This is a genomic window from Faunimonas sp. B44, assembly GCF_052655945.1.
The window spans coordinates 47,435-67,276 of record NZ_JBQYEX010000011.1 but is presented as its reverse complement, the minus strand read 5'-3'; the positions used below and the strand labels follow the sequence as shown (position 1 = coordinate 67,276).

Genomic DNA, 19,842 nt, shown 5'->3' with positions numbered 1-19,842 from the left:
TACGCTAGCCGACGAACCCCATGCCTGTCATTTAGCCATGAGGCAAGAGAATGGCCGAACGCCCAGCGATCGCTTTCGTGAAGCTCGAAGCGCCGAAAGCCGGCACCGTGGTCCTTCTGACCGACAAGTCGCTGAAGCTCGGCCCGGTCGCCGCCGGTCTCGACGAGCAGAGCGGGGGGGCGTTCGGCCGGATCGCGCGGGCCGCGAAGTTCGAAGGCGGGGCGATGAAGTCGGTGCAGCAGCTCGCCCCCGGCGGCGGCGAGCTCGACCGCGTCGTCCATGTCGGCCTCGGCGAGCCGGAGAAGCTGCGGCAGGCCGACTGGCTGAAGCTCGGCGGCGTGGCGGCGGCGGCCGCCGGCGGCAATGGCGAACTCACGCTGGTCCTGGAGCGCGCCGACGGGGAAGCGGTCACGCCGGACCAGGCGGCGAGCGTCGCGCTCGGTGCCGCGATGCGCAGCTACGCCTTCGACAAGTACAAGACCAAGAAGAAGCCGGACGAGCCGCAGGGCCCGCGCAGGATCGCCGTCGCGGTCAGCGATCCGCGTGCCGCCGCCCGTGCCTGGGGCGAGCTGGAGCCGGTGCTGGAAGGCATCACCTTCGCACGCGATCTCGTCAACGAGCCGCCGAACGTGCTGGGGCCGGTGGAATTCGCCGAGCGGCTGGAAGGGCTTCGCGAATTCGGCGTTGAGGTCGAGGTCCTCGACGAGAAGGCAATCCGGAAGCAGAAGATGGGTGCCCTGGCGGGCGTCGCGCAGGGCTCGGTGCGGCCGCCGCGGGTGGTGGTGATGCGGTGGAACGGCGGCAAGGGCAAGGAGAAGCCGGTCGCCTTCGTCGGCAAGGGCGTCGTGTTCGACACCGGCGGCATTTCCATCAAGCCGGCGGCCGGCATGGAGGACATGAAGGGCGACATGGCGGGCGCCGCCGCCGTGGCCGGCGCGATGCGCGCGGTGGCGGGCCGCAAGGCGAAGGCGAACGTGGTCGGCATCGTCGGGCTGGTGGAGAACATGCCGGACGGCAACGCGCAGCGCCCGGGCGACATCGTGACCTCGATGTCGGGGCAGACGATCGAGGTCATCAACACGGACGCCGAGGGCCGGCTCGTGCTGGCCGACGTGCTGACCTACCTCCAGCGCGAGGCGCAGCCGCAGGCGATCGTCGACCTCGCGACGCTGACGGGCGCGATCATCGTCGCGCTCGGGCACCATTACGCCGGCATGTTCGCCAACAACGACGAGCTCGCGGCCGCGCTGGACAAGGCCGGGCGCGACACCGGCGAGGGCGTCTGGCGCATGCCGCTCGGGGCCGAATACGACAAGCTGATCGATTCCAAGGTCGCCGACATGAAGAACACCGGCGGGCGCTGGGCGAGCTCGGTCACCGCCGCGCAGTTCATCGCGCGCTTCATCGAGAACGAGACGCCCTGGGCGCATCTCGACGTTGCGGGGACGGCCATGGGATCGCCCGCGACGGACGTCAACCAGTCCTGGGGCTCCGGCTACGGCGTCCGGCTGCTGGACGAGCTGGTCCGGTCGACCTACGAGCGCCGGAAGGACTGATCCGGGGAGCCTCGTGGCGGAGGTGCTGTTCTACCACCTCGAGCGGCATCCCCTCGAGCGGGTGCTGCCGGAGCTGCTGGCCCGGAGCCTCGCGCGGGGCTGGCGCGCCGTCGTGCAGGCCGGCAGCGAGGAGCGGCTCCAGGCGCTCGACGCCCATCTCTGGAGCTACGACGATTCGTCGTTCCTGCCGCACGGGACGAGCGCGGATGGCCGTCCCGAGGATCAGCCGATCTGGCTGACGACGGGCGCGGAGAACCCGAACGGGGCCGCAATCCGGTTCCTGGTCGACGGCGCGGTCGCGGAGGCCGAGGGCTACGCGCGCATCGTCTTCCTGTTCGACGGGCTCGACCCGGAGGCGCTCGCCGCCACAAGGGAGCGCTGGAAGGCGGCGAAGGCCGCCGGCCACGAAGTCACGTACTGGCGGCAGGACGAGGCGGGCCGCTGGGCGAAGGCGGGCTAGCCGGCCTGCAGGGCCGCTTCCTCCTCGGATAGGGCGAGCCAGCTTTCCTCGGCGCGCGCGAGCGCCTTCAGCTTCTGGGCGCGCTCTTGGGCGAGCGTGGCGGCGCGATCGGGCTGGCCGTACAAAGCGGGATCCGCAAGGCGGCCGTCCAGGGCTTTCACTTCTCCCTGAAGTTTCTCGATCAAACGCTCGGAATCCTTGATCTTCTTGCGGAGGGGCGCGAGCGCTTCGCGGCGTTCCGCCGCCTGCCGCCGCAGCGCCTTCTGCGACGGGCCCTTGTCCTCGGCGGCCGAGGCGGCGGCCTCGCCGTCGGCCCGGGAGAGCACCAGCCGCCGGTAATCGTCGAGGTCGCCGTCGAACGGCTTCACCGTGCCGCGGTCGACCAGCCAGAGCCGGTCCGCGCACGCCTCCAGGAGGTGCCGGTCGTGGCTGATGAGGATGACCGCGCCCTCGTAATCGTTGAGCGCGTGCACCAGGGCCTCGCGGCTGTCGATGTCGAGATGGTTGGTCGGCTCGTCGAGGATCAGGAGGTTCGGCGCCCCGAAAGCGGCGATCCCCATCATGAGCCGCGCCTTCTCGCCGCCGGAGAGGTCGCCGGCGGCCGTCGCCATCTTCTCCGTCGAGAGCCCCATGCGGGCGACCCGCGAGCGGATCTGCGCCTCGCTTGCGCCGGGCATCAGCGCGCGGACGTGGTCGTAGGCCGAGCGGGCGGGGTCGAGCGCCTCGAGCTGGTGCTGCGCGAACAGGCCGACCTCGAGCTTCGGCGCGCGCACGACCTCGCCGCTCTCGGCCTCGAGCCGGCCGGCGACGAGCTTCGCGAAGGTCGACTTGCCGTTGCCGTTCGCGCCGAGGAGGGCGATCCGGTCGTCGTCGTCGATCCGGAGGTCGAGGCGTGTGAGCACCGGCCGTCCGGGCTCGTAGCCGACCGAGACGTCCGACAGCCGGAGGATCGGCGGCGACAGCCGCCGCGCCGGATCGGGGAAGCGGAACGGGACGACGTTCTCCTCGGTGATCTCGGCGATCGGCTTCAGCCTGGCGAGCGCCTTCAGGCGGGATTGCGCCTGGCGGGCCTTGGTCGCCTTGGCGCGGAAGCGCTCGACGAACGCCTCCATGTGCTTGCGCTCGGCTTCCTGCTTCGCCCGCTGCTTGCTCTGCAGCGCGCGCGCCTCCGTCAGCTGCCGCTCGAAGGAATCATAGTTGCCGCGGAAGAAGGAGAGCTTGCGGTCGAACAGGTGGACGATGCCGTCGACGGCATTGTTGAGGAGGTCGCGGTCATGGCTGATGATGATCGCGGTGCGCGGATAGCGGGCGAGATAGCGCTCCAGCCAGAGGGTCCCTTCAAGGTCGAGATAGTTCGTCGGCTCGTCGAGGAGCAGGAGGTCCGGCTCGGAGAACAGGACGGCGGCGAGCGCGACGCGCATCCGCCAGCCGCCGGAGAAGGAGGAGCATGGCCGCTGCTGCGCCTCGTGGTCGAAGCCGAGGCCGGCGAGGATCCGCGCCGCGCGCGCCTCCGCCTCGTGCGCACCGATGTCGGCGAGCCTGACGTGGATCTCGGCGATCCGGTGCGGGTCCGTCGCGGTATCCGCTTCCTCCAGCAGGCGCTTGCGCTCGAGATCGGCGGCGAGAACCGTCTCGACCAGCGATTCCGGCCCGCCCGGCGCCTCCTGGGCGACGCGGCCGAGACGCGCGCCCTTCGGCATGTCGATCCGGCCGCCGTCCGGTTGCAGGTCGCCGGCGATCGCCCTGACGAGCGTGGTCTTGCCGGCGCCATTGCGGCCGACGAGGCCGATGCGCGCGCCGTCGGGCACAGCGACGCTCGCGCCCTCGATGAGGGGGCGGCCGGCTACCCGCAGCGTGAGGTCGGAAATTTGCAGCATGACCGTCGCTGTAGGCGAGGGGAGCGCCGGCTGGCAAGCGGAGCCGCCCAGCCGGGCGTGCGACCGGGCTTGAACGGCCGCAGCGCGGGCGGCACAACCGCGCGATCGAGGCGGGCGAGCGAGGAGAACCGGGATGGAGACGACGAGGGCAGCCGAGATCGTTTCGCCGGACTGGTTCGACCTTCTCCTCCACTGGACCTCGCGCGCCATCGAGGTCTGCGGGGTCGCGGTGATCGCGCTCGGCGTCGTCGTCGCCGCCGCGGCGGCGATCCGCATCCTGCGGGCGGGCCACGACTGGAGCGCCGCCTACCACGCGTTCCGCACCAGCCTCGCGCGCGGCATCCTGCTCGGGCTGGAGTTCCTGGTCGCGGCCGACATCATCGGCACCGTCGCGGTCGAGCCGACCCTCGACAACCTCACCGTGCTCGGCCTGATCGTCCTTATCCGGACGTTCCTGAGCTTCTCGCTCGAGGTCGAGATCGACGGGCGCTGGCCGTGGCAGAAGGCAACGGAGCCCTCGCCCGGTCCCTGACGCCGGCGCTAGCGGAGGCCGCGGCGGCGGCGGCCGGCCAGGAGGCCGATGTAATGCTGCGCCACGGTGGAAGCCGCGATCGCGGTGATGTCGGCGTGGTCGTAGGGCGGCGACACCTCCATGACGTCGCCGCCGACGAAATCGACCGCGCCGAGGCCGGCGATCGCCATCAGCGCCTGGGCCGAGGACAGGCCGCCGGAAACAGGGGTTCCCGTGCCTGGCGCAAAGGCCGGATCGAGGCAGTCGATGTCGAACGTGAGATAGGCCGGCGCATCGCCGACGCGGCGGAGGATACGCTCCACGACCCAGTCGATGCCGTGCCGGTGCACGTCGTAGGCGTGCAGGATCTCGATCCCGCAATCCTCCGGCGCCTGGGTGCGGATGCCGATCTGGATGGAGCGGCCGGGATCGATCACGCCGGCCCGCACGGCGCGCAGCACGAAATTGCCGTGCGAGAGCATGACGCCGTCGTCGGGCCAGGTGTCCTGGTGGGCGTCGAACTGCACGAGAGCGAGCGGGCCGTGCCTTGCCGCGTGCGCCTTCAGGAGCGGCCAGGTGCCGAAATGGTCGCCGCCGATGACGAAGAGGTGGACGCCGGCCTCGATCACCCGCCGCGCCTCGGCCTCGATCGCGCCCGGAATCGTTGCCGGATGGTGCAGGTCGAGCCAGACGTCGCCGAGGTCGACCGCGGCGAGATCGGCGTAGATGTCGGTGCCGAACGGGTATTGCGGGTCGCCGTCGAAGATGGCGGAGGCGCGGCGGATGGCCTGCGGGCCGAACCGGGCGCCCGGCCGGTTGGTGACGGTGACGTCGAGCGGCACGCCGAGGACCGCGAGGTCGATTCCGGCGAGGTCGCGCCCGTAGCGGCGGCGCATGAAGGACAGCGCGCCGGCATAGGTCGGATCGGCGGCGCCGCCCCTGAATTCGTCGGCGCGGATTGCGTGATCGATGGCCGGCTTGTTCGACGCTCCGCTCATTCCGCTTCTCCCGGGCATGTGACTCGACATCGGCTCAACTAACGCGCTTCCATGTCCCTTCGTACAACAGCCGTTGTGTGAGATCCGGCCCGTTCGCTTTGTGGAGGCGTATCATGCAGGACGGCGCGGGGAACCGCCCGGCCGGGAAACGGGGCAACGTCCAGCCCCTCCGTCCGCGGCGCGGGGGCGCGGCGAACGCTCCAGCGGCGCAAGGGAACGCGGCCAAGGCGCTGCCGCCGATTGATAGGCCTAGCCCCAACGACCAGCCGGAGCCGGAAGGCCAGCCCGCGCTCCGGCTTCGGCGGGCCGAGGCCGCCCCCGAGGGCGATGGGAGTACGGCACCCGGCGCCGTAGCCGGGAAGGACGAGGCCGCGGATGCCGGTCCCGGACCCACGCCGGCGGTCGCCGAGCAGGAGATCATCGAGCCCGACGCACCCGCGGCTCCGGACCCCGCCGCAGCCGTCGAGCTGCACGCTCGTCCCGACCTGGAATTTCGCGAAGCGCCCGCACGCCGGCCCCGGCGGCTTCTCCGCACGCTCGTCACGTCCGTGCTCCTCCTGGCGGTGTCGGGTGCCGGGGTCGTGGTCTGGCTCCTGGCCGATCTGCCACACCACGTGCTCTCCCGCCAGCGGGTCGAGCCGGCGCTGTTCCTTGCTGCGGACGGTTCGCAGATATCGCCGCCCTCGCAGACCCTGAGCGCCGCCGATCTGCCGGACCGGCTGATCGGTGCGGTGCTGGCGGGGATGAGCGAGTGGAACCCGGAGGCGGGCACCGGCCCGACCTGGCTCGAGGCTCTCAAGGCGAGCCTCGGACGCGGCTCCCCACCCGCGAGCCGGATGGCGGACGTGCTGGCGCAGTCCGCGTTCGACAAGCCGGAATACGGCATCAGGCGAAACCTCCAGACGTTGCTGCTTCCGGCCGCGCTCCGTTGGCGCCTCGACGAGCGGGAGATGGCGGCTCGCTACCTCAACACGGCCTATTTCGGTGCCGGCGCGGTCGGCATCGCGGCGGCAGCCGAAGCCTATTTCGGGAAGCCGGTCGCCGACCTCGGGCTTCACGAGACCGCCTTCCTCGCCGGCCTCCTCACGGCTCCCTCCGGTTTCGATCCGGTCGCCGAGCCCGACGCGGCGCGCGCCCGGATCCGAGCGGTGCTCGACCGCATGGCCGGCACCGGGCTGATCGAGCGCGGGGCGGCGGACGCCGCCGCGGCCGAACCGGTCGAGTTCGCCGGCCCGTCGCCCGGCCGGCACCGATGGTTCCTCGACTGGGCGGCGCAGCGCGCGGCGCAGCGCTTCGGGCCGGCGCTCGCGGAGCTCCGGCTGGAGACGACGCTCAGGCCCGATCTGCAGGCCCTCGCCGAGCGGGCGATCACGGAGGGATTGGCCGCCGCGGGCGCGGAGGAGCGCGTCGGCCAGGCCGCATTGGTTGCGATGACCTACGACGGCGCCGTGGTGGCGATGGTGGGCGGCCGCTCGGCCGACGCGGCGGGGCCGAACCGGGCCGTCGCGCTGCGCCGGGAGGCGGGCTCGACTTTCGCGCTGCCGGTTTATCTCGCCGCCCTGCGGGCGGGCTGGAGCCCGGCCGACCGCATCCTCGACGCGCCGCTGCGCGTGGAGGAATGGGTGCCGGGTGACGAGCGGCGCAGCATCGTCGACCTGAGGACCGCCTTTGCACTCGCGCTGCCGAACCCGACGATGCGTCTTGCCGGGGAGATCGGGATGGGGAACGTCGTGACGACGGCGCGCGATCTCGGTTTCGACCTGCCGTTCGATGCGCCGCCGACGGCCGCGCTCGGTTTCGCCGAGACGGATCTCCTGACCCTCACCGGCGCGTTCGCCTCGGTGGCCGCGGGGCGTGCGCCGGTCGAGCCTTACGGGCTCGCCGCGGCCACGCGCGGCGGCGCGCCGATCGGGTCCGTGCGGCTGCGGCAATCGGTCTACGCCCGAAGCCTTCCGGAGAGCACCGCGATGATGGATCTCCTGCAGGCCGTCGTGAACGAGGGCACGGGGCAGCGCGCGAGGCTGCCGACCCGGATCGCCGCCGGCAAGACCGGCACGAGCCGGGACTACCGGGACGCCTGGTTCGTCGGCTTCGCGGACGATCTGGTGGCCGGCGTGTGGGTCGGGAACGACGACGGCACGCCGATGAACGGAATGACCGGCGGCGAGCTGCCGGCGGCGATCTGGCGGAGCTTCATGGCGCGCGCGCTCGGGCTCGAGGACGTCACGCCGATCGACAGCATCCCGGACGACGCCGAGAGGGACGTCCCGGTCGGCGCGCTCCGCCCGCCAGTGGCCCGGCAAGGCGGAGGACCGGGCGAGGGGATGCCGGACGGGGCGCCGGGCGCGATGATGGCGGATCCGGCGGTCCAGGCGCTCGGCTTCGAGCCGGTTCCCGAGCCGGGAGATCCGGCCACTGCGCCCGCCGCGGGCGGGCGTGCGCCGGCGGAGCGGAGAGGAGAGGCGCCGCGCGCGTCGACGCGGGAGATGCCGGGCGGGGCATGGCAGACCGGCACGGGCAACCGCGCGCGGCCATCGGGGGCGAGGACCGCGCGGCCGCCCGAAAGGCGATAGGCTCAAGGGAAGCGTTTCCTCGCCTTGGCGGAAGCGAGTTCCCTTCCGCCCGCATCAAGTGCCCGGATCGTGAATTCGTAGATGTGCGGCTCGGGCGGGCAGGGACCCTTGTACCGGAACGCGCCGTAGGCGAGCTGCTTCTGGCCGGTATAGGCCACCCTGCCGCCCCCGTGCGGGTAACCCGGAACGTTCAGGTCCTTCATCCTGATGTCGAGTGCGGCCGTCCCCTTCGGGACACCCGAGAGGCTGATCGGCGGCGAATTGCTGTCGAAGCAGGATTTCGTCGGCCCCCAATCGAAGCTGGCCTGCATGGCGGCTGCAGCGTTCGAAGGGCTCGTCGCTGCAAGGACCACGAGGGCCAAGAGACGGAGCATGGGCATCAAAGTCCCTCCCGACCAGGGATGATGCCGCAGGAAATTGCATGCCCGCAAACAGAAAAAGGGCGGGCCGACGGCCCGCCCCGACAGTGTCGTTCGTGCGCGATCAGCGCTTGGAGAACTGGAAGCTCCGGCGCGCCTTGGCCCGGCCGTACTTCTTGCGCTCCACGACGCGCGGGTCGCGGGTCAGGAAGCCGTTCTTCTTCAGCACCGGGCGCAGCTCCGGCTCGTAATGCGTCAGCGCCTTGGAGAGGCCGTGCCGCAGCGCGCCGGCCTGGCCGGAAAGGCCGCCGCCGGACACGGTCGCCATGACGTCGTACTGGCCGTCGCGGTTGGTGAGCAGGATCGGCTGCTGGATGATCATCTGGAGAACGGGACGACCGAAATACTCGGTGTAGTCCTTCTCGTTGACGATGATGCGGCCGGTGCCGGGCTTCACCCAGACGCGGGCGACGGCGTCCTTGCGCTTGCCGGTGGCATAGGCGCGGCCGTTGGCGTCGAGCTTCTGGACGTACACCGGGGCTTCCGGCGCGGCGGTTTCGGTGGCGAGCGCCCCGAGATCCTGGAGGGTCTGTGCCATGGTCAGGCGCTCCGTGCGTTCTTCTTGTTGAGGGCGGCGACGTCGAGCACCTCGGGCTGCTGCGCCGTATGGGGATGCTTGCCGCCGGCATAGACGCGCAGATTCTTCATCTGCTGCCGGCCGAGCGGGCCGCGCGGGACCATGCGCTCCACGGCCTTCTCGACGACGCGCTCCGGAAAGCGGCCCTCGATCACCTTGCGGGCGGTCTGCTCCTTGATGCCGCCGGGATAGCCGGTGTGGCGGTAGTACTTCTTCTGGTCGAGCTTGGCGCCGGTGAACACGACCTTGTCGGCATTGACGATGATGACGTTGTCACCGCAATCGACGTGCGGGGTGTAGGTCGGCTTGTGCTTGCCGCGCAGGCGGTTGGCGACGAGCGTCGCAAGCCGGCCGACGACGAGCCCTTCGGCGTCGATGAGAATCCACTTCTTCTCGACCTCCGCCGGCTTCGCGGAATAGGTTTTCATCTCGGTCCTCTTCGGAGGGCATAGAAAAGCCCGCGCCGGGACGATCGGGCGAGCGGTGGACGCGACATACGCAGCCGCGCCAAGCCTGTCAAGCGTCTTCTGATAAACCCAATGAAAGCAGCGGCTTATTTATATGGTATCCTGATACCGTCAGCGTGGCGGGATGGAGTAGGTCGCGCTCGCATGGGCGAGGACGTCGTCCTCGAGCGTGCCGCGGATCGCCACGTCCGTCACGGCCAGGCGCTTGCCGAGCTTCAGGATTCGGCACTCTCCGAGGAGCGGCGCGAGCGGCGGCCGGCGCAGGAAGTTGATGTTGAGATTGGTGGTGACGGCGAGCGCGACCGGGCCGATATGCGCGAGGATCGCGACGTAGGCCGCGAGGTCGGCGAGCGCAAAGAGCGTCGGGCCCGACACCGTGCCCCCCGGCCGGAGATGCGCGTCATTCGGGTCGAGCCGCAGCGTCGCGCTGCCGGGGCCGATCGCCGCAATCGCATAGGGTCGGCCGCCGGCCTGGATCTGCGGGAACTCCCGGTCGAGGAAGGCGGCGACCTCCTCGACGCTCATGACCGGGCGGAACGTCATGGCGGGCTGGCCTCCGCAGCGTCGTGGCACTAGGTTCGACGACGGAGGTAGCGTCATGCCCGGCGAGATCGCAAGGCCGCTTGCAGCGGCGGGGCCGCTGCGCAGCGAGGCGCCGCAGCCCGGCGTGATGCGGCTCGTGCTCGCCGCGCCGCCCGCCAACACGCTCTCCGAGACGATGATCGGCGCGCTGCAGGACGCGCTCGACCGCGCCGCGACGGAGGAGGCCATCCGCGTCGTGGTCATTGCGTCCGAGGGCGCGATCTTCTCGGGCGGGCACGACCTCAAGGAGCTGACCGCGCGCCGGAGCGATCCGGACGGGGGCCGCGGCTATTTCGAGGCGGTCTTCGGCTCCTGCTCCAGGATGATGCAGTCGATCCAGAGCCTGCCGAAGCCGGTCGTGGCGGAGGTTGGCGGGCTGGCGACGGCGGCGGGCTGCCAACTCGTCGCATCCTGCGACATCGCGATCGCTTCCACCGCCGCGCGGTTCGGCGTGAACGGCGTCGACTTCGGCCTGTTCTGCTCGACCCCGATGGTCGCGCTCTCCCGCAACGTCGCGCCGAAGACCGCCCTCGACATGCTGATGACGGGGACGATGATCGGCGCGGAGCAGGCGCGGGAGGCGGGCCTCGTCAGCCGGGTCGCCGCGCCGGAGAGGCTGCGCGCGGCAACGGACGAGGTGGTCGCGCGCCTGCTTGCGCGCCCCGCCGCCGTGCTCGCGCTCGGCAAGCGGGCGTTCCAGGAGCAGCTCCGGATGCCCGTCGCCGACGCCTACCGCTTCGCCACGGCCACCATCGTCGACAACATGCTGATGGAGGAGGCGCGGGAGGGCATCGGCGCCTTCATCGAGAAGCGCCACCCGGACTGGAGCGCCCGGTGAACCACGACAGCTATCCCGACGAGTACATCCGGCAGATACTCGATTCGGTCCGCACCGTCGCGATCGTGGGGGCGAGCCACAAGGAGGTCCGGCCGAGCTATTTCGTGCAGAAGTACCTGATCTCGAAGGGCTACGCGGTTCACCCGGTCAATCCGGGGCTCGCCGGGCAGGCCATCCTCGGCCGCACCGTCCATGCCTCGCTCGCCGACATTCCCGAGCCGGTCGACATGGTCGACATCTTCCGCAACTCCGAGGCCGCGGCGAGGATCACGGACGAGGCGCTGGCGCTCGACCCGCGCCCCAAGGTGATCTGGATGCAGCTCGGCATCCGCAACGACGCAGCCGCCGCGAAGGCCGAGGCGGCGGGAATGAAGGTGGTGATGAACCGCTGTCCGAAGATCGAGTACGGCCGGCTCTCCGGCGAGATCGCCTGGGCCGGCGTGAACTCGCGCACGATCTCGGCGAAGAAGCCGGTCAGGATGCCGACCGGCTTCCAGCATTACGGGCTGCGCAAGGGCTAGGCCGTCTCTCCGGCGAAGATCTCCTTCCGGATGATGGCGTGGACGCCCCAATTGCCGTCCACGACCTGCGTGATGCCGAAGTCGACGCCGACCGACATCAGCGAGATCGCCTCGTCCTCGGTGAGGCCCTTCGCGTGCATCAGGAACTGCCGCATCTTGCGGAACGCATCGCGCAGCGCCCCGTCCACGGACGACTTGCCGTAGATCTCCGACTGCGCCTGCGGCCCGAGCTCCTCGAGGTAGTTGCGGTAGGTGAAGCCGTGGACGACCCAGTCGTCCTTGGTCTCGAGCATCGGGTAATCGAGCCCTTCGAGGGCGGTCCCGGCGAGATCGGCCTTCTTGTGCACGATGAGCTGGAACGTGCCGGTGAGGGAGCATTCGATCGCGGTGCCGCACAGCTCCGAATCGCCCTGTGAAGCGTGCGGGTCGCCCATCGAGACGAGCGCGCCCTCGACCGCGACCGGGTAGTACATGGTCGCGCCCTTGCCGATGCGCCAATTGTCCATGTTGCCGCCGAAATAGCCGGGCGGGATGGAATCGACGAAATCGGCCTCGCTCGGCGCAAGCGCGATCACGCCGAAATGGGGCCGGATCGGCACGCGGACGTTCTTCAGCACATCGAAATTCCGGCTGGTCGTGGAATGATCGACCGGTACGCCCGGATAGTCGATGGTCTGGTGGACGACGCCGAACGGGTCGGTCTGCGGCACCCAGCGGAAATTGTAGACCGCCCGCGCCCAGTTCCGCTCGCCGGTCGCGTCGATCTCGTAGATCGTGACGACCTCGCGCTCCTTGGGCTCGGTCACGAGGTCCTTGTAGTGGAAGCCCCACCAGGCGGCCGCGTTGCTGCCGAACGCCTTGCCCTTGAATTGGGCATTCGCCGAAGGGCGCGGCGTCACGTCGAGGATGCGGACCTCGAGCACGTCGCCCGGCTCCGCGCCCTCGACGTAGATCGGGCCGGTCATGATGTGCACGCCCATGCCTTCGCCGGCGCCGCGGCCGTAGACCGAGGCGTCCATCGGCCCCGCGCCGCGCCGGTCCACGTTCTTCCGCTCCTTCGTCCAGTGATAGACGCTCTCCGCGCCGGGATCGCCCTCGACCATGCGCTCGGCGTCGTCATTGGCGTGGTGGGTGAGCGTCTCGACCGTGACGTAGTCGCCCGAACGCACGCGGGCCCGCGGCTCCAGCAGCTTGCTGAAATAGCCCCAATGGACGGTCTGGTCGTTCGCGGACAGGTGCACGTGCTGCTTCTGCGCCGGCTGGTGCGCGGCGGCCATCTCGGCCATGGCCGGCGTGATCAGGGAGAGCCCGCCGGCGCCGAGCGCAGAAAGCCCGCCGGCGCCGACGAAGGCCGACTTTAGGAAGGAGCGCCGCTCATGGTCCATCTCGGCCATGAACGCCGCCCGGTGTTGCTCGAACTCCGGACAGGACCTGTCGTCACCGATGCACATCTCGAACTCCTCATGCCGCGGAGCCGCGCTCCGCCGCATCGGCCGATACAAGCCGCGTGCCAGAAGCGCTGGGGGAGGTGTCTTGCAGCGAGGCGCCGCATCGGCGCGCGATCGGACGCCAGCCCGTGACCTGCACGCGACCGTGACCACGTAGCCCATGCGACGGGGTTGAATTCGCGCGCCCGCAGCGCCTTATGCTCATGCGACCATTCAGGAGGCCCGACGTGCTGGAACGCACCCCGAACGGCGACCAGCGCCGCGACGAGATGATGGCGGTGAGGCTGCCGGCCGACCATCCGCCCGTGCGGGCGAAACGCATCGGCGTGCTGCTCGTGAACCTCGGCACACCGGACGGCACCGACTACTGGCCGATGCGGCGTTACCTCAGCGAGTTCCTGTCCGACCGGCGGGTGATCGAGTGGCCGCGCGCCGTCTGGTACCCGATCCTGCAGGGCATCGTGCTCAGCACCCGGCCGAAGAAGAGCGGCGCCGCCTACGACAAGATCTGGAACCGCGAACGGAACGAATCGCCGCTCAGGACCTTCACGCGCGCGCAGGCCGACAAGCTCGCCGTCGAACTCGCCACCGAACCGGAAGTCACGGTCGACTGGGCGATGCGCTACGGCCGGCCGTCCATGAAGGAGCGGCTGGAGCATCTCCAGCAGCAGGGCTGCGAACGCATCCTGATCTTCCCGCTCTACCCGCAGTACAGCGCCTCCACGACGGCGACGGTGAACGACAAGGCCTTCGAGGCGCTGATGGCGATGCGCTGGCAGCCGGCGATCCGGACCGTGCCGCCCTATCACGACGAGCCGGTCTATATCGATGCGCTGGCGGAGACCATCGAGGCCAAGCTCTCAAGCCTCACTTTCGAGCCGGAGGTGGTGATCGCCTCCTATCACGGCATCCCGCAATCCTACTTCGACAAGGGCGATCCGTATCACTGCCACTGCCAGAAGACGTCGCGGCTGCTCTCAGAGCGGCTCGGCTGGCCGAAAGGACGGCTGATCACGACATTCCAGTCGCGCTTCGGGCCGGAGGAATGGCTGAAGCCCTACACCGACGAGACGGTGAAGCGGCTCGCCGACGACGGCGTGAAACGGCTGGCGGTGCTCAATCCGGGCTTCGTCTCGGATTGCCTGGAGACGCTGGAGGAGATCGCCGAGCAGAACGCGGAATTCTTCCACGAGCATGGCGGCGAGCAGTTCGCCCACATTCCGTGCCTCAACGACAGCGTCCAGGGCATGCGCGTCATCTCGACCGTCGTGCTGCGCGAGCTCCAGGGCTGGATCTGAGGGCACGGTCTGCGAGGAGGCCGGGCCGAGGGGTGCCCGGATCGCCAGCTCGGGAACCGTTCAAAGGGCCTTCGCCATCCGCAACAGCGGCACCGGGGCTCCGCCGCTTGCGTCGGAGACGTCTTCGATCGGCCGATAGCCACAGGCCCGGTAAAGAGGTTCGCCTGACATCGTGGCCATGACCTCGACCCGCCTGAAGCCTTCGCTTCGCGCGGCTGCCTCGCAGAGTTCGAGAATCAGGCGCCCCACGCCGCGGCGCGTGAAGCCCGGATGCGTATACATGGCACGCACGCGGGCGGCGTCATTTGCAGGGTCGAGCAGCGCCGCATCGCGCCCGGGCGAGTCGTCGCTGCCGTAGAGCGTTGCCCGTCGGCTCCAGCCGCCGCAGCCGGCCAGCTCGCCGTTCTGCTCGACCACGAAATACGTGCCGTCATCGATGAGACGGCTGTCCAGGCCCATGATGGTTCGGCTCGAAGCAATCTGTTCCTCGGTGAGGAACGGCTTCTGAAGCTCGCCGATGGCAGCATTCATCAGGCTGGCGAGCGCGGGGATATCGGCGGGGGTCGCCAGCCGATGATCCAAGGGAATCTCCGCATTCTTCATCGGGTCCATCCGATCTGCTTCGCGGTCGGCACGGGGCGGGACATTCGGCCCATGCAGGGCCGGGCGCTGCGCGGCCGCGCCCGAGTGCCCCATCCGCGGGTCCAATACCAAGTCGCCGCCGGGCCGGGCCTGCTATAGGATGCCGCCCCAAACGGGCCGGCACGGGGGCGGCCGCGGCGGGGGATTGGCATGATCGGCTTCGACATTGCGGTCATCGTTCTGGTGATCCTGGTGGTCCTGGTCCTGTTTTCCGGGATCAAGACCGTGCCGCAGGGCTACAATTACACGATCGAGCGGTTCGGGAGATACACCCGAACGCTGCATCCCGGGCTGAACCTGATCGTCCCGTTCGTCGACCGCGTCGGCGCCCGCATGAACATGATGGAGACGGTGCTCGACGTGCCGAGCCAAGAGGTCATCACGCGCGACAATGCGACGGTGACGGCAAACGGCGTCGGCTTCTACCAGGTCCTCAACGCGCCGCAGGCGGCCTACGAGGTGAACAACCTCGAGAACGCGATCATCAATCTCACCATGACGAACATCCGCTCGGTCATGGGCTCGATGGACCTCGACGAATTGCTGTCGAACCGCGACGAGATCAACGAGCGGCTGCTGCGGGTGGTCGACGCGGCGGCGGCGCCCTGGGGCATCAAGATCACCCGCATCGAGATCAAGGACATCGATCCGCCGCGCGACCTGATCGATTCCATGGCGCGCCAGATGAAGGCGGAGCGCGAGAAGCGCGCCACCGTGCTGGAGGCGCAGGGCGAGCGGGAGGCGAAGATCCTGCGGGCGGAGGGCGAGAAGCAGGCGCAGATCCTGGAGGCCGAGGGCCGGCGCGAGGCCGCGTTCCGCGATGCGGAGGCGCGCGAGCGCGAGGCAGAGGCCGAAGCGAAGGCGACCGAGATGGTCAGCCGCGCGATCGGGCAGGGCGACATGCAGGCGATCAACTATTTCGTCGCCCAGAAGTATATCGAGGCGCTCGCCGCCTTCGCCAATTCGGCGAACCAGAAGACCTTCCTGATGCCGGTGGAGGCGTCGGCGGTGATCGGCGCGCTCGGCGGCATCGGCGAGATCGCGCGCCAGGCGTTCAGCGGCGATCCGGCGCGCGACGCGCGGCCGGCCCGCGCACCCGGCCGGGTGCCGGCCTCGCCGGCTGCCGGACCTCTGCCCGGCCGGGAACCGGCGCCATGATCGCAACGATCGTCGAGGCGCTCGGCGGCTGGGCCTGGTGGGTCCTCGGGCTCGTGCTGCTCGGCGTCGAGATCCTCGCCCCGGGGTTCCTGTTCCTCTGGTTCGGCATCGCCGCCATCCTGATCGGGATCGGGTCGCTGCTCTTCGCCTGGCCCTGGCAGGTGCAGGTGATCGGCTTCGCCGTTCTCTCGGTGGTGACGGCGGTCCTCGGCCGGCGGCTGATGGGCTCCCTCAGCACGTCCTCCGACGCCGCCCCGCACCTCAACGAGCCCGCCATGCGGTATGTCGGCCGCAGCTTCGTGCTGACCGAGCCGGTCGCGAACGGGGCGGGCAGGGTCCGCGCCGACGACAGCGTGTGGCGCATCGAAGGGCCGGACAGCCCGGCGGGCGCCCGCATCAGGATCGTCGGCGCGCGCGGGACGACGCTGCTGTTCGAGCCGGCCCCAGAGGCTTCCGGCGTGGCGGGCGGAGGCTAGGCGTCAGCCTGTTGCGCTTTGCTGCTCACAACGGCTGGTCCTTTTCGAACTCGGTCTGATCGGGCGAGGGCGCAGTAGGCTACGTCAACCGCAAGCGGACACTGCGAGGCTTCACTAGTAGCGGTTGACGCGCTGGAATGAAGCAGCCCGGGTGTCTCTAATTGATCAGAACGAGTACGCTTACTGAGCCATCCAGGCGATTTCTCTGGCGAGTCCCACAAGTACGGATTGCGATGTATGCTGATCCCTTTAGCTCTTGCTCTGACTTTCCGACGCGTTGACCGTGCTTCAATCTGGAGCAATCTAACAAACTCATGACGGGCGCGCCAGACTTGCTTCCGCAAGAATTCTCCGTCGTGTCTTCCGCTCTTCGCCAAAATACGAGCTACGTAGAACGTTTTTAGAACTTCATCCAATATCTTTACGCGATAACCTTTTTCATTGTCGGGAACTGGAACATCTGGAAAGAAGAAGCGCCCCTCGTCAATTAGAGAACTTGCTTTTTGGCTGAGCGCTTCTGCGGTATTCCTGTCAAAAGTCGCGCCATCATAAAATGGGTCACAGGTTGATTCGAGTTCCGCCATTAGGCGGATCACCCGCATACCCCACTCTGTCACTTCGACATCCCTTTGACGTCTTCTTGCACTGTAGTCGATGTACACTTGAACCGCAGCCAAAACGAGTCCTAACAGCGCTATCCCTGACGCCACGATAGCTTCGACTGGCAGCCACACGGCGTCCCCCAACTCGCCCTATGAGTGTCTCATGTTGCCCAGCATTGGTTAGGCAACGCAAGACAATAGAAGTGGCGACTCCGACGGTATAGCTAGGCGACGCCGATCCGCAGCAAATCGTGGAGGTGGACGATGCCGACCGGCTTCTCGTCCTCCACCACAAGGAGGGCGGTGATGGCGGCGGAGTTGAGGCTTTCGAGCGCGCTGGCGGCGAGCGCCTCAGGGCCGATCGTGCGCGGGCTCCTGGTCATCACGTCCTCCACGCGGCGGCTCATGATGTCGCCGTTGAGGTGGCGGCGGAGGTCGCCGTCGGTGATGATGCCGACGAGCTCGCCGCCTTCATCGGTGACGCCGAGGCAGCCGAACCCCTTCTGGCTGATGAGGATGATCGCCTCGTCCATGCGGGTGCTGAGGGGCGCGAGCGGCACCCGTTCGCCCGTGTGCATGATGTCGCGCACGTGCATCAGGCTGGCGCCGAGGCTGCCGCCGGGGTGGAAGGTGTGGAAGTCGGCGGCCGTGAAGCCGCGCCGCTCCAGGAGCGCGATGGCGAGCGCGTCGCCGAGCGCGAGCTGGATGAGCGCGGAGGTGGTCGGCGCGAGGCCGTGCGGGCAGGCCTCCTCGATCCGCGGCAGGGTCAATGCGACGTCGGCGGCCTGGGCGAGCGTCGAATCGGGCCGCGAGGTCATGGCGACGAACGGCACCCGGAAGCGCCGCGAGTAGAACACGACGTTCTTCATCTCGGCCGTCTCGCCCGACCAGGAGAGCGCCAGGACGACGTCGGACGGCGTGACCATGCCGAGATCGCCGTGGCTCGCTTCGGCCGGGTGGAGGAAGAAGGCCGGGGTGCCCGTGGAGGCCAAGGTGGCGGCGACCTTCGCGCCGATGTGGCCGCTCTTGCCCATGCCGGTCACGATGATCCGGCCGGTCGCCCGCGCCAGGAGATCGCAGGCGCGGTCGAAGGCGGTGCCGAGGTCGCCCGAAAGCGCTTCCGCGAGTGCAGCGAGGCCCCGCGTCTCCGTCTGAACCGTCCGCAGGGCGGCATCGGCGGACGACGGGCGCAACACATTCAGCTTCCGGCTCAACGGCATCCAGAGTTCCCTTTCGGCAGCGATTTAGCACGGGCGCGCGTGCGGAGGCGAGCGGGTTGTCGGCAACGTCCTCTTAACCATGTCGCTTTACGGTTTGGAAAGGAGGCCGGCACGGGGCCGGCAGACGGCTGAAAGGCGGCTTTTCGAGCCATGGGACCGCGCGTTCTCGCATTCGCCGGCCTGCTGGCTGCGGCGGGGTTCCCCGCCGTGGCGCATGCACAGGCGGGGAGCGAGGTCGATTTCATCCTGCGCGGGACGTCGTCGCCGGCACTGGCCGACGTCACCGGAGCGATCGGAGAGCCGGAGCCGGTCTTGGACAATGTCGGGAACAGCTCGCTTCCCGGTGTGGACGACCCGCTCGGTCCGGCGCTCGCCGGGCCGGTCGCGGACGAGGAACCGGCGCGCCGGCCGCGGCGGCCGCTGCCCGGCCGGATGGAGGACGAGGAGGATCCGTTCGCGCCGGTCGGCGTGAGCCTCTCGACCTTCCTGATCCGCCCGTCGATCGAGATCGGGGTGTCGGCGACGGACAACGCGGCGCTGACGCCGCGCAAGAAGGCTGCCGTCGGGCTTCTCGTCGCGCCCGATATCGAGATCACGTCGGACTGGTCACGCCATGCGCTGGAGGCGCGGCTCCGCGGCTCGGCCATCTATTACGGCGACGAGGAGATCGACGAGCGGGAAGGGTCGGCGGAGGTGCGGGGGCGGTACGATGTCTCCAGCCGGACGAACCTCAACGCCGCGCTCGGCTACCGGACGGACCTCGACCGCTACACCGATCCCGAGACGCCGGCGGGGGCCGTCGAGCGGCCCGCCAGGCACCTCCTCTACGGCGAGGCCGGCGCCACCCATCGCTTCAACCGCCTTTCCGTGACCGCGACCGGACGGGTCGAGCGGAGCATCTACGACGACGTCGCGGTCGCGGGCGGCGGGACCGTCTCGCGCTCCGATCTCGACAACACCGATTACGGGCTCCGCCTGCGGGGCGCTTACGAGATGGCGGTGATCTCGCCTTTCGTGGAGGTCGCCGGCGGGGCCACGCACTACGACGAGGCCGGTGCCCCCGGCACGCGGCGGAGCACGCCCTGGGGGGAACTCCGGGGCGGCATCATGGTCGACCTCGGGCCGAAGCTCGAGGGCGAGGTGTCGCTCGGCTACCGGCGCGAGCAGGCGCGCGATCCCGCCGTGAAGGATCTCGACGCGCTGATTGCCGCCGCCGCGCTGATGTGGTCGCCACGGCGCCTCACCGAGGTCCGGCTCGATCTCTCGACCGACACCCGCCCCACCTCGCTTCCGGGCTCTGCGGGGTCGGTGGTCTATGCCGGCACGCTGACGCTCTCCCGCCGGCTGCGGGAGGCGCTCAGCGCGGAGGCAGGGGTGGGCGTGGACTACGAGCGCTTCGCCGGCATTTCGCGCGACCAGATCGGCTACCGCGGCTTCCTCGGCTTCACCTACAATTTCAGCCGCGGCCTTGCGCTGGTCGGGCGCTACGAATACGAGCGCGTGGACGGCAGCGACCCCGCCGCGGATGCGGAGGCGAACACGGTCAGCCTGCGCCTCCGGCTGCGCCGGTGAGGGCGCCGGCACGCTCCTTCGATCGGAGGAGGGGGCGCGGCGAAACG

Annotated in this window: 19 protein-coding genes; 10 read left to right on the top strand and 9 right to left on the bottom strand. The window is 69.5% G+C overall.

Annotated features, from left to right (window positions below; genetic code table 11):
• The first annotated feature begins 50 nt into the window (after window positions 1-50).
• Window positions 51-1,556, top strand: a complete 1,506-nt coding sequence (locus ACUN0C_RS16235) for a leucyl aminopeptidase (RefSeq protein WP_445467440.1) — start codon at window positions 51-53, stop codon at window positions 1,554-1,556.
• A gap of 13 nt (window positions 1,557-1,569) precedes the next feature.
• The gene (locus ACUN0C_RS16230) at window positions 1,570-2,016 is read left to right on the top strand and encodes a DNA polymerase III subunit chi (RefSeq protein WP_445467439.1); all 447 of its coding nucleotides are present in this window, start codon (window positions 1,570-1,572) and stop codon (window positions 2,014-2,016) included.
• Here ACUN0C_RS16230 and ACUN0C_RS16225 read toward each other — a convergent pair.
• Window positions 2,013-3,893, bottom strand: a complete 1,881-nt coding sequence (locus ACUN0C_RS16225) for an ABC-F family ATP-binding cassette domain-containing protein (RefSeq protein ID WP_445467438.1) — start codon at window positions 3,891-3,893, stop codon at window positions 2,013-2,015. The two genes, ACUN0C_RS16230 and ACUN0C_RS16225, sit on opposite strands and share 4 nt — an antisense overlap.
• A 133-nt stretch (window positions 3,894-4,026) precedes the next feature.
• Between ACUN0C_RS16225 and ACUN0C_RS16220 the strand changes: the two genes are divergently transcribed.
• On the top strand, window positions 4,027-4,425 hold the full coding sequence (locus ACUN0C_RS16220; RefSeq protein WP_445467437.1) for a DUF1622 domain-containing protein: 399 nt from the start codon (window positions 4,027-4,029) through the stop codon (window positions 4,423-4,425).
• A gap of 8 nt (window positions 4,426-4,433) precedes the next feature.
• On the opposite strand, the gene speB is transcribed toward ACUN0C_RS16220, so the two are convergent.
• A complete protein-coding gene (gene speB / locus ACUN0C_RS16215) occupies window positions 4,434-5,402 on the bottom strand; it encodes an agmatinase (RefSeq protein WP_445467436.1) in 969 nt (322 codons plus the stop codon).
• Between the two features lie 113 nt (window positions 5,403-5,515).
• On the opposite strand from speB, the gene ACUN0C_RS16210 reads away from it, so the two are divergent.
• Window positions 5,516-7,975: a transglycosylase domain-containing protein gene (locus ACUN0C_RS16210; RefSeq protein ID WP_445467435.1), complete on the top strand. Its 2,460-nt coding sequence runs from the start codon at window positions 5,516-5,518 to the stop codon at window positions 7,973-7,975.
• 2 nt (window positions 7,976-7,977) lie between these two features.
• Here the strand turns inward: ACUN0C_RS16210 and ACUN0C_RS16205 are convergent, their stop codons facing one another.
• The 4 genes from ACUN0C_RS16205 to ACUN0C_RS16190 all read right to left on the bottom strand — a co-directional run bounded on the left by ACUN0C_RS16205 (window position 7,978) and on the right by ACUN0C_RS16190 (window position 9,981).
• A complete protein-coding gene (locus tag ACUN0C_RS16205) occupies window positions 7,978-8,355 on the bottom strand; it encodes a phospholipid-binding protein (protein ID WP_445467434.1) in 378 nt (125 codons plus the stop codon).
• A 103-nt stretch (window positions 8,356-8,458) separates the two neighbouring features.
• Window positions 8,459-8,932 carry a 30S ribosomal protein S9 gene (rpsI, locus tag ACUN0C_RS16200; RefSeq protein WP_445467433.1) on the bottom strand — a complete coding sequence of 158 codons (474 nt, stop codon included), beginning with the start codon at window positions 8,930-8,932 and terminating at the stop codon, window positions 8,459-8,461.
• Between the two features lie 2 nt (window positions 8,933-8,934).
• On the bottom strand, window positions 8,935-9,399 hold the full coding sequence (gene rplM / locus ACUN0C_RS16195) for a 50S ribosomal protein L13 (protein ID WP_445467432.1): 465 nt from the start codon (window positions 9,397-9,399) through the stop codon (window positions 8,935-8,937).
• A 150-nt stretch (window positions 9,400-9,549) separates the two neighbouring features.
• Window positions 9,550-9,981, bottom strand: a complete 432-nt coding sequence (locus ACUN0C_RS16190; protein WP_445467431.1) for a PaaI family thioesterase — start codon at window positions 9,979-9,981, stop codon at window positions 9,550-9,552.
• 55 nt (window positions 9,982-10,036) lie between these two features.
• Between ACUN0C_RS16190 and ACUN0C_RS16185 the strand changes: the two genes are divergently transcribed.
• Together ACUN0C_RS16185 and ACUN0C_RS16180 are read left to right on the top strand one after the other, a co-directional pair.
• The gene (locus tag ACUN0C_RS16185) at window positions 10,037-10,858 is read left to right on the top strand and encodes an enoyl-CoA hydratase (RefSeq protein ID WP_445467430.1); all 822 of its coding nucleotides are present in this window, start codon (window positions 10,037-10,039) and stop codon (window positions 10,856-10,858) included.
• A complete protein-coding gene (locus ACUN0C_RS16180) occupies window positions 10,855-11,379 on the top strand; it encodes a CoA-binding protein (protein ID WP_445467429.1) in 525 nt (174 codons plus the stop codon). The genes ACUN0C_RS16185 and ACUN0C_RS16180 overlap by 4 nt, the downstream gene beginning before the upstream one ends.
• On the opposite strand, the gene ACUN0C_RS16175 is transcribed toward ACUN0C_RS16180, so the two are convergent.
• Window positions 11,376-12,830 carry an acetamidase/formamidase family protein gene (locus ACUN0C_RS16175; RefSeq protein WP_445467428.1) on the bottom strand — a complete coding sequence of 485 codons (1,455 nt, stop codon included), beginning with the start codon at window positions 12,828-12,830 and terminating at the stop codon, window positions 11,376-11,378. The genes ACUN0C_RS16180 and ACUN0C_RS16175 overlap by 4 nt on opposite strands.
• A 266-nt stretch (window positions 12,831-13,096) precedes the next feature.
• Here ACUN0C_RS16175 and hemH point away from each other — a divergent pair, with 266 nt between their 5' ends.
• Window positions 13,097-14,125, top strand: coding sequence for a ferrochelatase (gene hemH, locus ACUN0C_RS16170; protein WP_445467457.1), 1,029 nt, complete (start codon window positions 13,097-13,099; stop codon window positions 14,123-14,125).
• 60 nt (window positions 14,126-14,185) lie between these two features.
• Here the strand turns inward: hemH and ACUN0C_RS16165 are convergent, their stop codons facing one another.
• A complete protein-coding gene (locus ACUN0C_RS16165) occupies window positions 14,186-14,737 on the bottom strand; it encodes a GNAT family N-acetyltransferase (RefSeq protein WP_445467427.1) in 552 nt (183 codons plus the stop codon).
• Between the two features lie 180 nt (window positions 14,738-14,917).
• On the opposite strand from ACUN0C_RS16165, the gene ACUN0C_RS16160 reads away from it, so the two are divergent.
• Both ACUN0C_RS16160 and ACUN0C_RS16155 read left to right on the top strand, forming a co-directional pair.
• A complete protein-coding gene (locus ACUN0C_RS16160; RefSeq protein ID WP_445467426.1) occupies window positions 14,918-15,925 on the top strand; it encodes an SPFH domain-containing protein in 1,008 nt (335 codons plus the stop codon).
• The gene (locus ACUN0C_RS16155) at window positions 15,922-16,401 is read left to right on the top strand and encodes an NfeD family protein (protein WP_445467425.1); all 480 of its coding nucleotides are present in this window, start codon (window positions 15,922-15,924) and stop codon (window positions 16,399-16,401) included. The genes ACUN0C_RS16160 and ACUN0C_RS16155 overlap by 4 nt, the downstream gene beginning before the upstream one ends.
• Window positions 16,402-17,227: 826 nt before the next feature.
• Here the strand turns inward: ACUN0C_RS16155 and ACUN0C_RS16150 are convergent.
• Window positions 17,228-18,223, bottom strand: coding sequence for a KpsF/GutQ family sugar-phosphate isomerase (locus ACUN0C_RS16150; protein WP_445467424.1), 996 nt, complete (start codon window positions 18,221-18,223; stop codon window positions 17,228-17,230).
• A 150-nt stretch (window positions 18,224-18,373) separates the two neighbouring features.
• Between ACUN0C_RS16150 and ACUN0C_RS16145 the strand changes: the two genes are divergently transcribed.
• Window positions 18,374-19,795: an outer membrane beta-barrel protein gene (locus ACUN0C_RS16145; protein WP_445467423.1), complete on the top strand. Its 1,422-nt coding sequence runs from the start codon at window positions 18,374-18,376 to the stop codon at window positions 19,793-19,795.
• The last annotated feature ends 47 nt before the right edge of the window (window positions 19,796-19,842 follow it).

What these genes read in the sequence shown, in the direction of transcription:
- ACUN0C_RS16235 (WP_445467440.1), top strand. Translation starts at nt 51, where the DNA reads ATGGCCGAACGCCCAGCGATCGCTTTCGTGAAGCTCGAAGCGCCGAAA.
- ACUN0C_RS16225 (WP_445467438.1), bottom strand. Translation starts at nt 3,893, where the DNA reads ATGCTGCAAATTTCCGACCTCACGCTGCGGGTAGCCGGCCGCCCCCTC.
- ACUN0C_RS16220 (WP_445467437.1), top strand. Translation starts at nt 4,027, where the DNA reads ATGGAGACGACGAGGGCAGCCGAGATCGTTTCGCCGGACTGGTTCGAC.
- speB (WP_445467436.1), bottom strand. Translation starts at nt 5,402, where the DNA reads ATGAGCGGAGCGTCGAACAAGCCGGCCATCGATCACGCAATCCGCGCC.
- ACUN0C_RS16210 (WP_445467435.1), top strand. Translation starts at nt 5,516, where the DNA reads ATGCAGGACGGCGCGGGGAACCGCCCGGCCGGGAAACGGGGCAACGTC.
- ACUN0C_RS16205 (WP_445467434.1), bottom strand. Translation starts at nt 8,355, where the DNA reads ATGCCCATGCTCCGTCTCTTGGCCCTCGTGGTCCTTGCAGCGACGAGC.
- rpsI (WP_445467433.1), bottom strand. Translation starts at nt 8,932, where the DNA reads ATGGCACAGACCCTCCAGGATCTCGGGGCGCTCGCCACCGAAACCGCC.
- rplM (WP_445467432.1), bottom strand. Translation starts at nt 9,399, where the DNA reads ATGAAAACCTATTCCGCGAAGCCGGCGGAGGTCGAGAAGAAGTGGATT.
- ACUN0C_RS16190 (WP_445467431.1), bottom strand. Translation starts at nt 9,981, where the DNA reads ATGACGTTCCGCCCGGTCATGAGCGTCGAGGAGGTCGCCGCCTTCCTC.
- ACUN0C_RS16185 (WP_445467430.1), top strand. Translation starts at nt 10,037, where the DNA reads ATGCCCGGCGAGATCGCAAGGCCGCTTGCAGCGGCGGGGCCGCTGCGC.
- ACUN0C_RS16175 (WP_445467428.1), bottom strand. Translation starts at nt 12,830, where the DNA reads ATGTGCATCGGTGACGACAGGTCCTGTCCGGAGTTCGAGCAACACCGG.
- hemH (WP_445467457.1), top strand. Translation starts at nt 13,097, where the DNA reads ATGATGGCGGTGAGGCTGCCGGCCGACCATCCGCCCGTGCGGGCGAAA.
- ACUN0C_RS16165 (WP_445467427.1), bottom strand. Translation starts at nt 14,737, where the DNA reads ATGGACCCGATGAAGAATGCGGAGATTCCCTTGGATCATCGGCTGGCG.
- ACUN0C_RS16160 (WP_445467426.1), top strand. Translation starts at nt 14,918, where the DNA reads ATGATCGGCTTCGACATTGCGGTCATCGTTCTGGTGATCCTGGTGGTC.
- ACUN0C_RS16155 (WP_445467425.1), top strand. Translation starts at nt 15,922, where the DNA reads ATGATCGCAACGATCGTCGAGGCGCTCGGCGGCTGGGCCTGGTGGGTC.
- ACUN0C_RS16150 (WP_445467424.1), bottom strand. Translation starts at nt 18,223, where the DNA reads ATGCCGTTGAGCCGGAAGCTGAATGTGTTGCGCCCGTCGTCCGCCGAT.
- ACUN0C_RS16145 (WP_445467423.1), top strand. Translation starts at nt 18,374, where the DNA reads ATGGGACCGCGCGTTCTCGCATTCGCCGGCCTGCTGGCTGCGGCGGGG.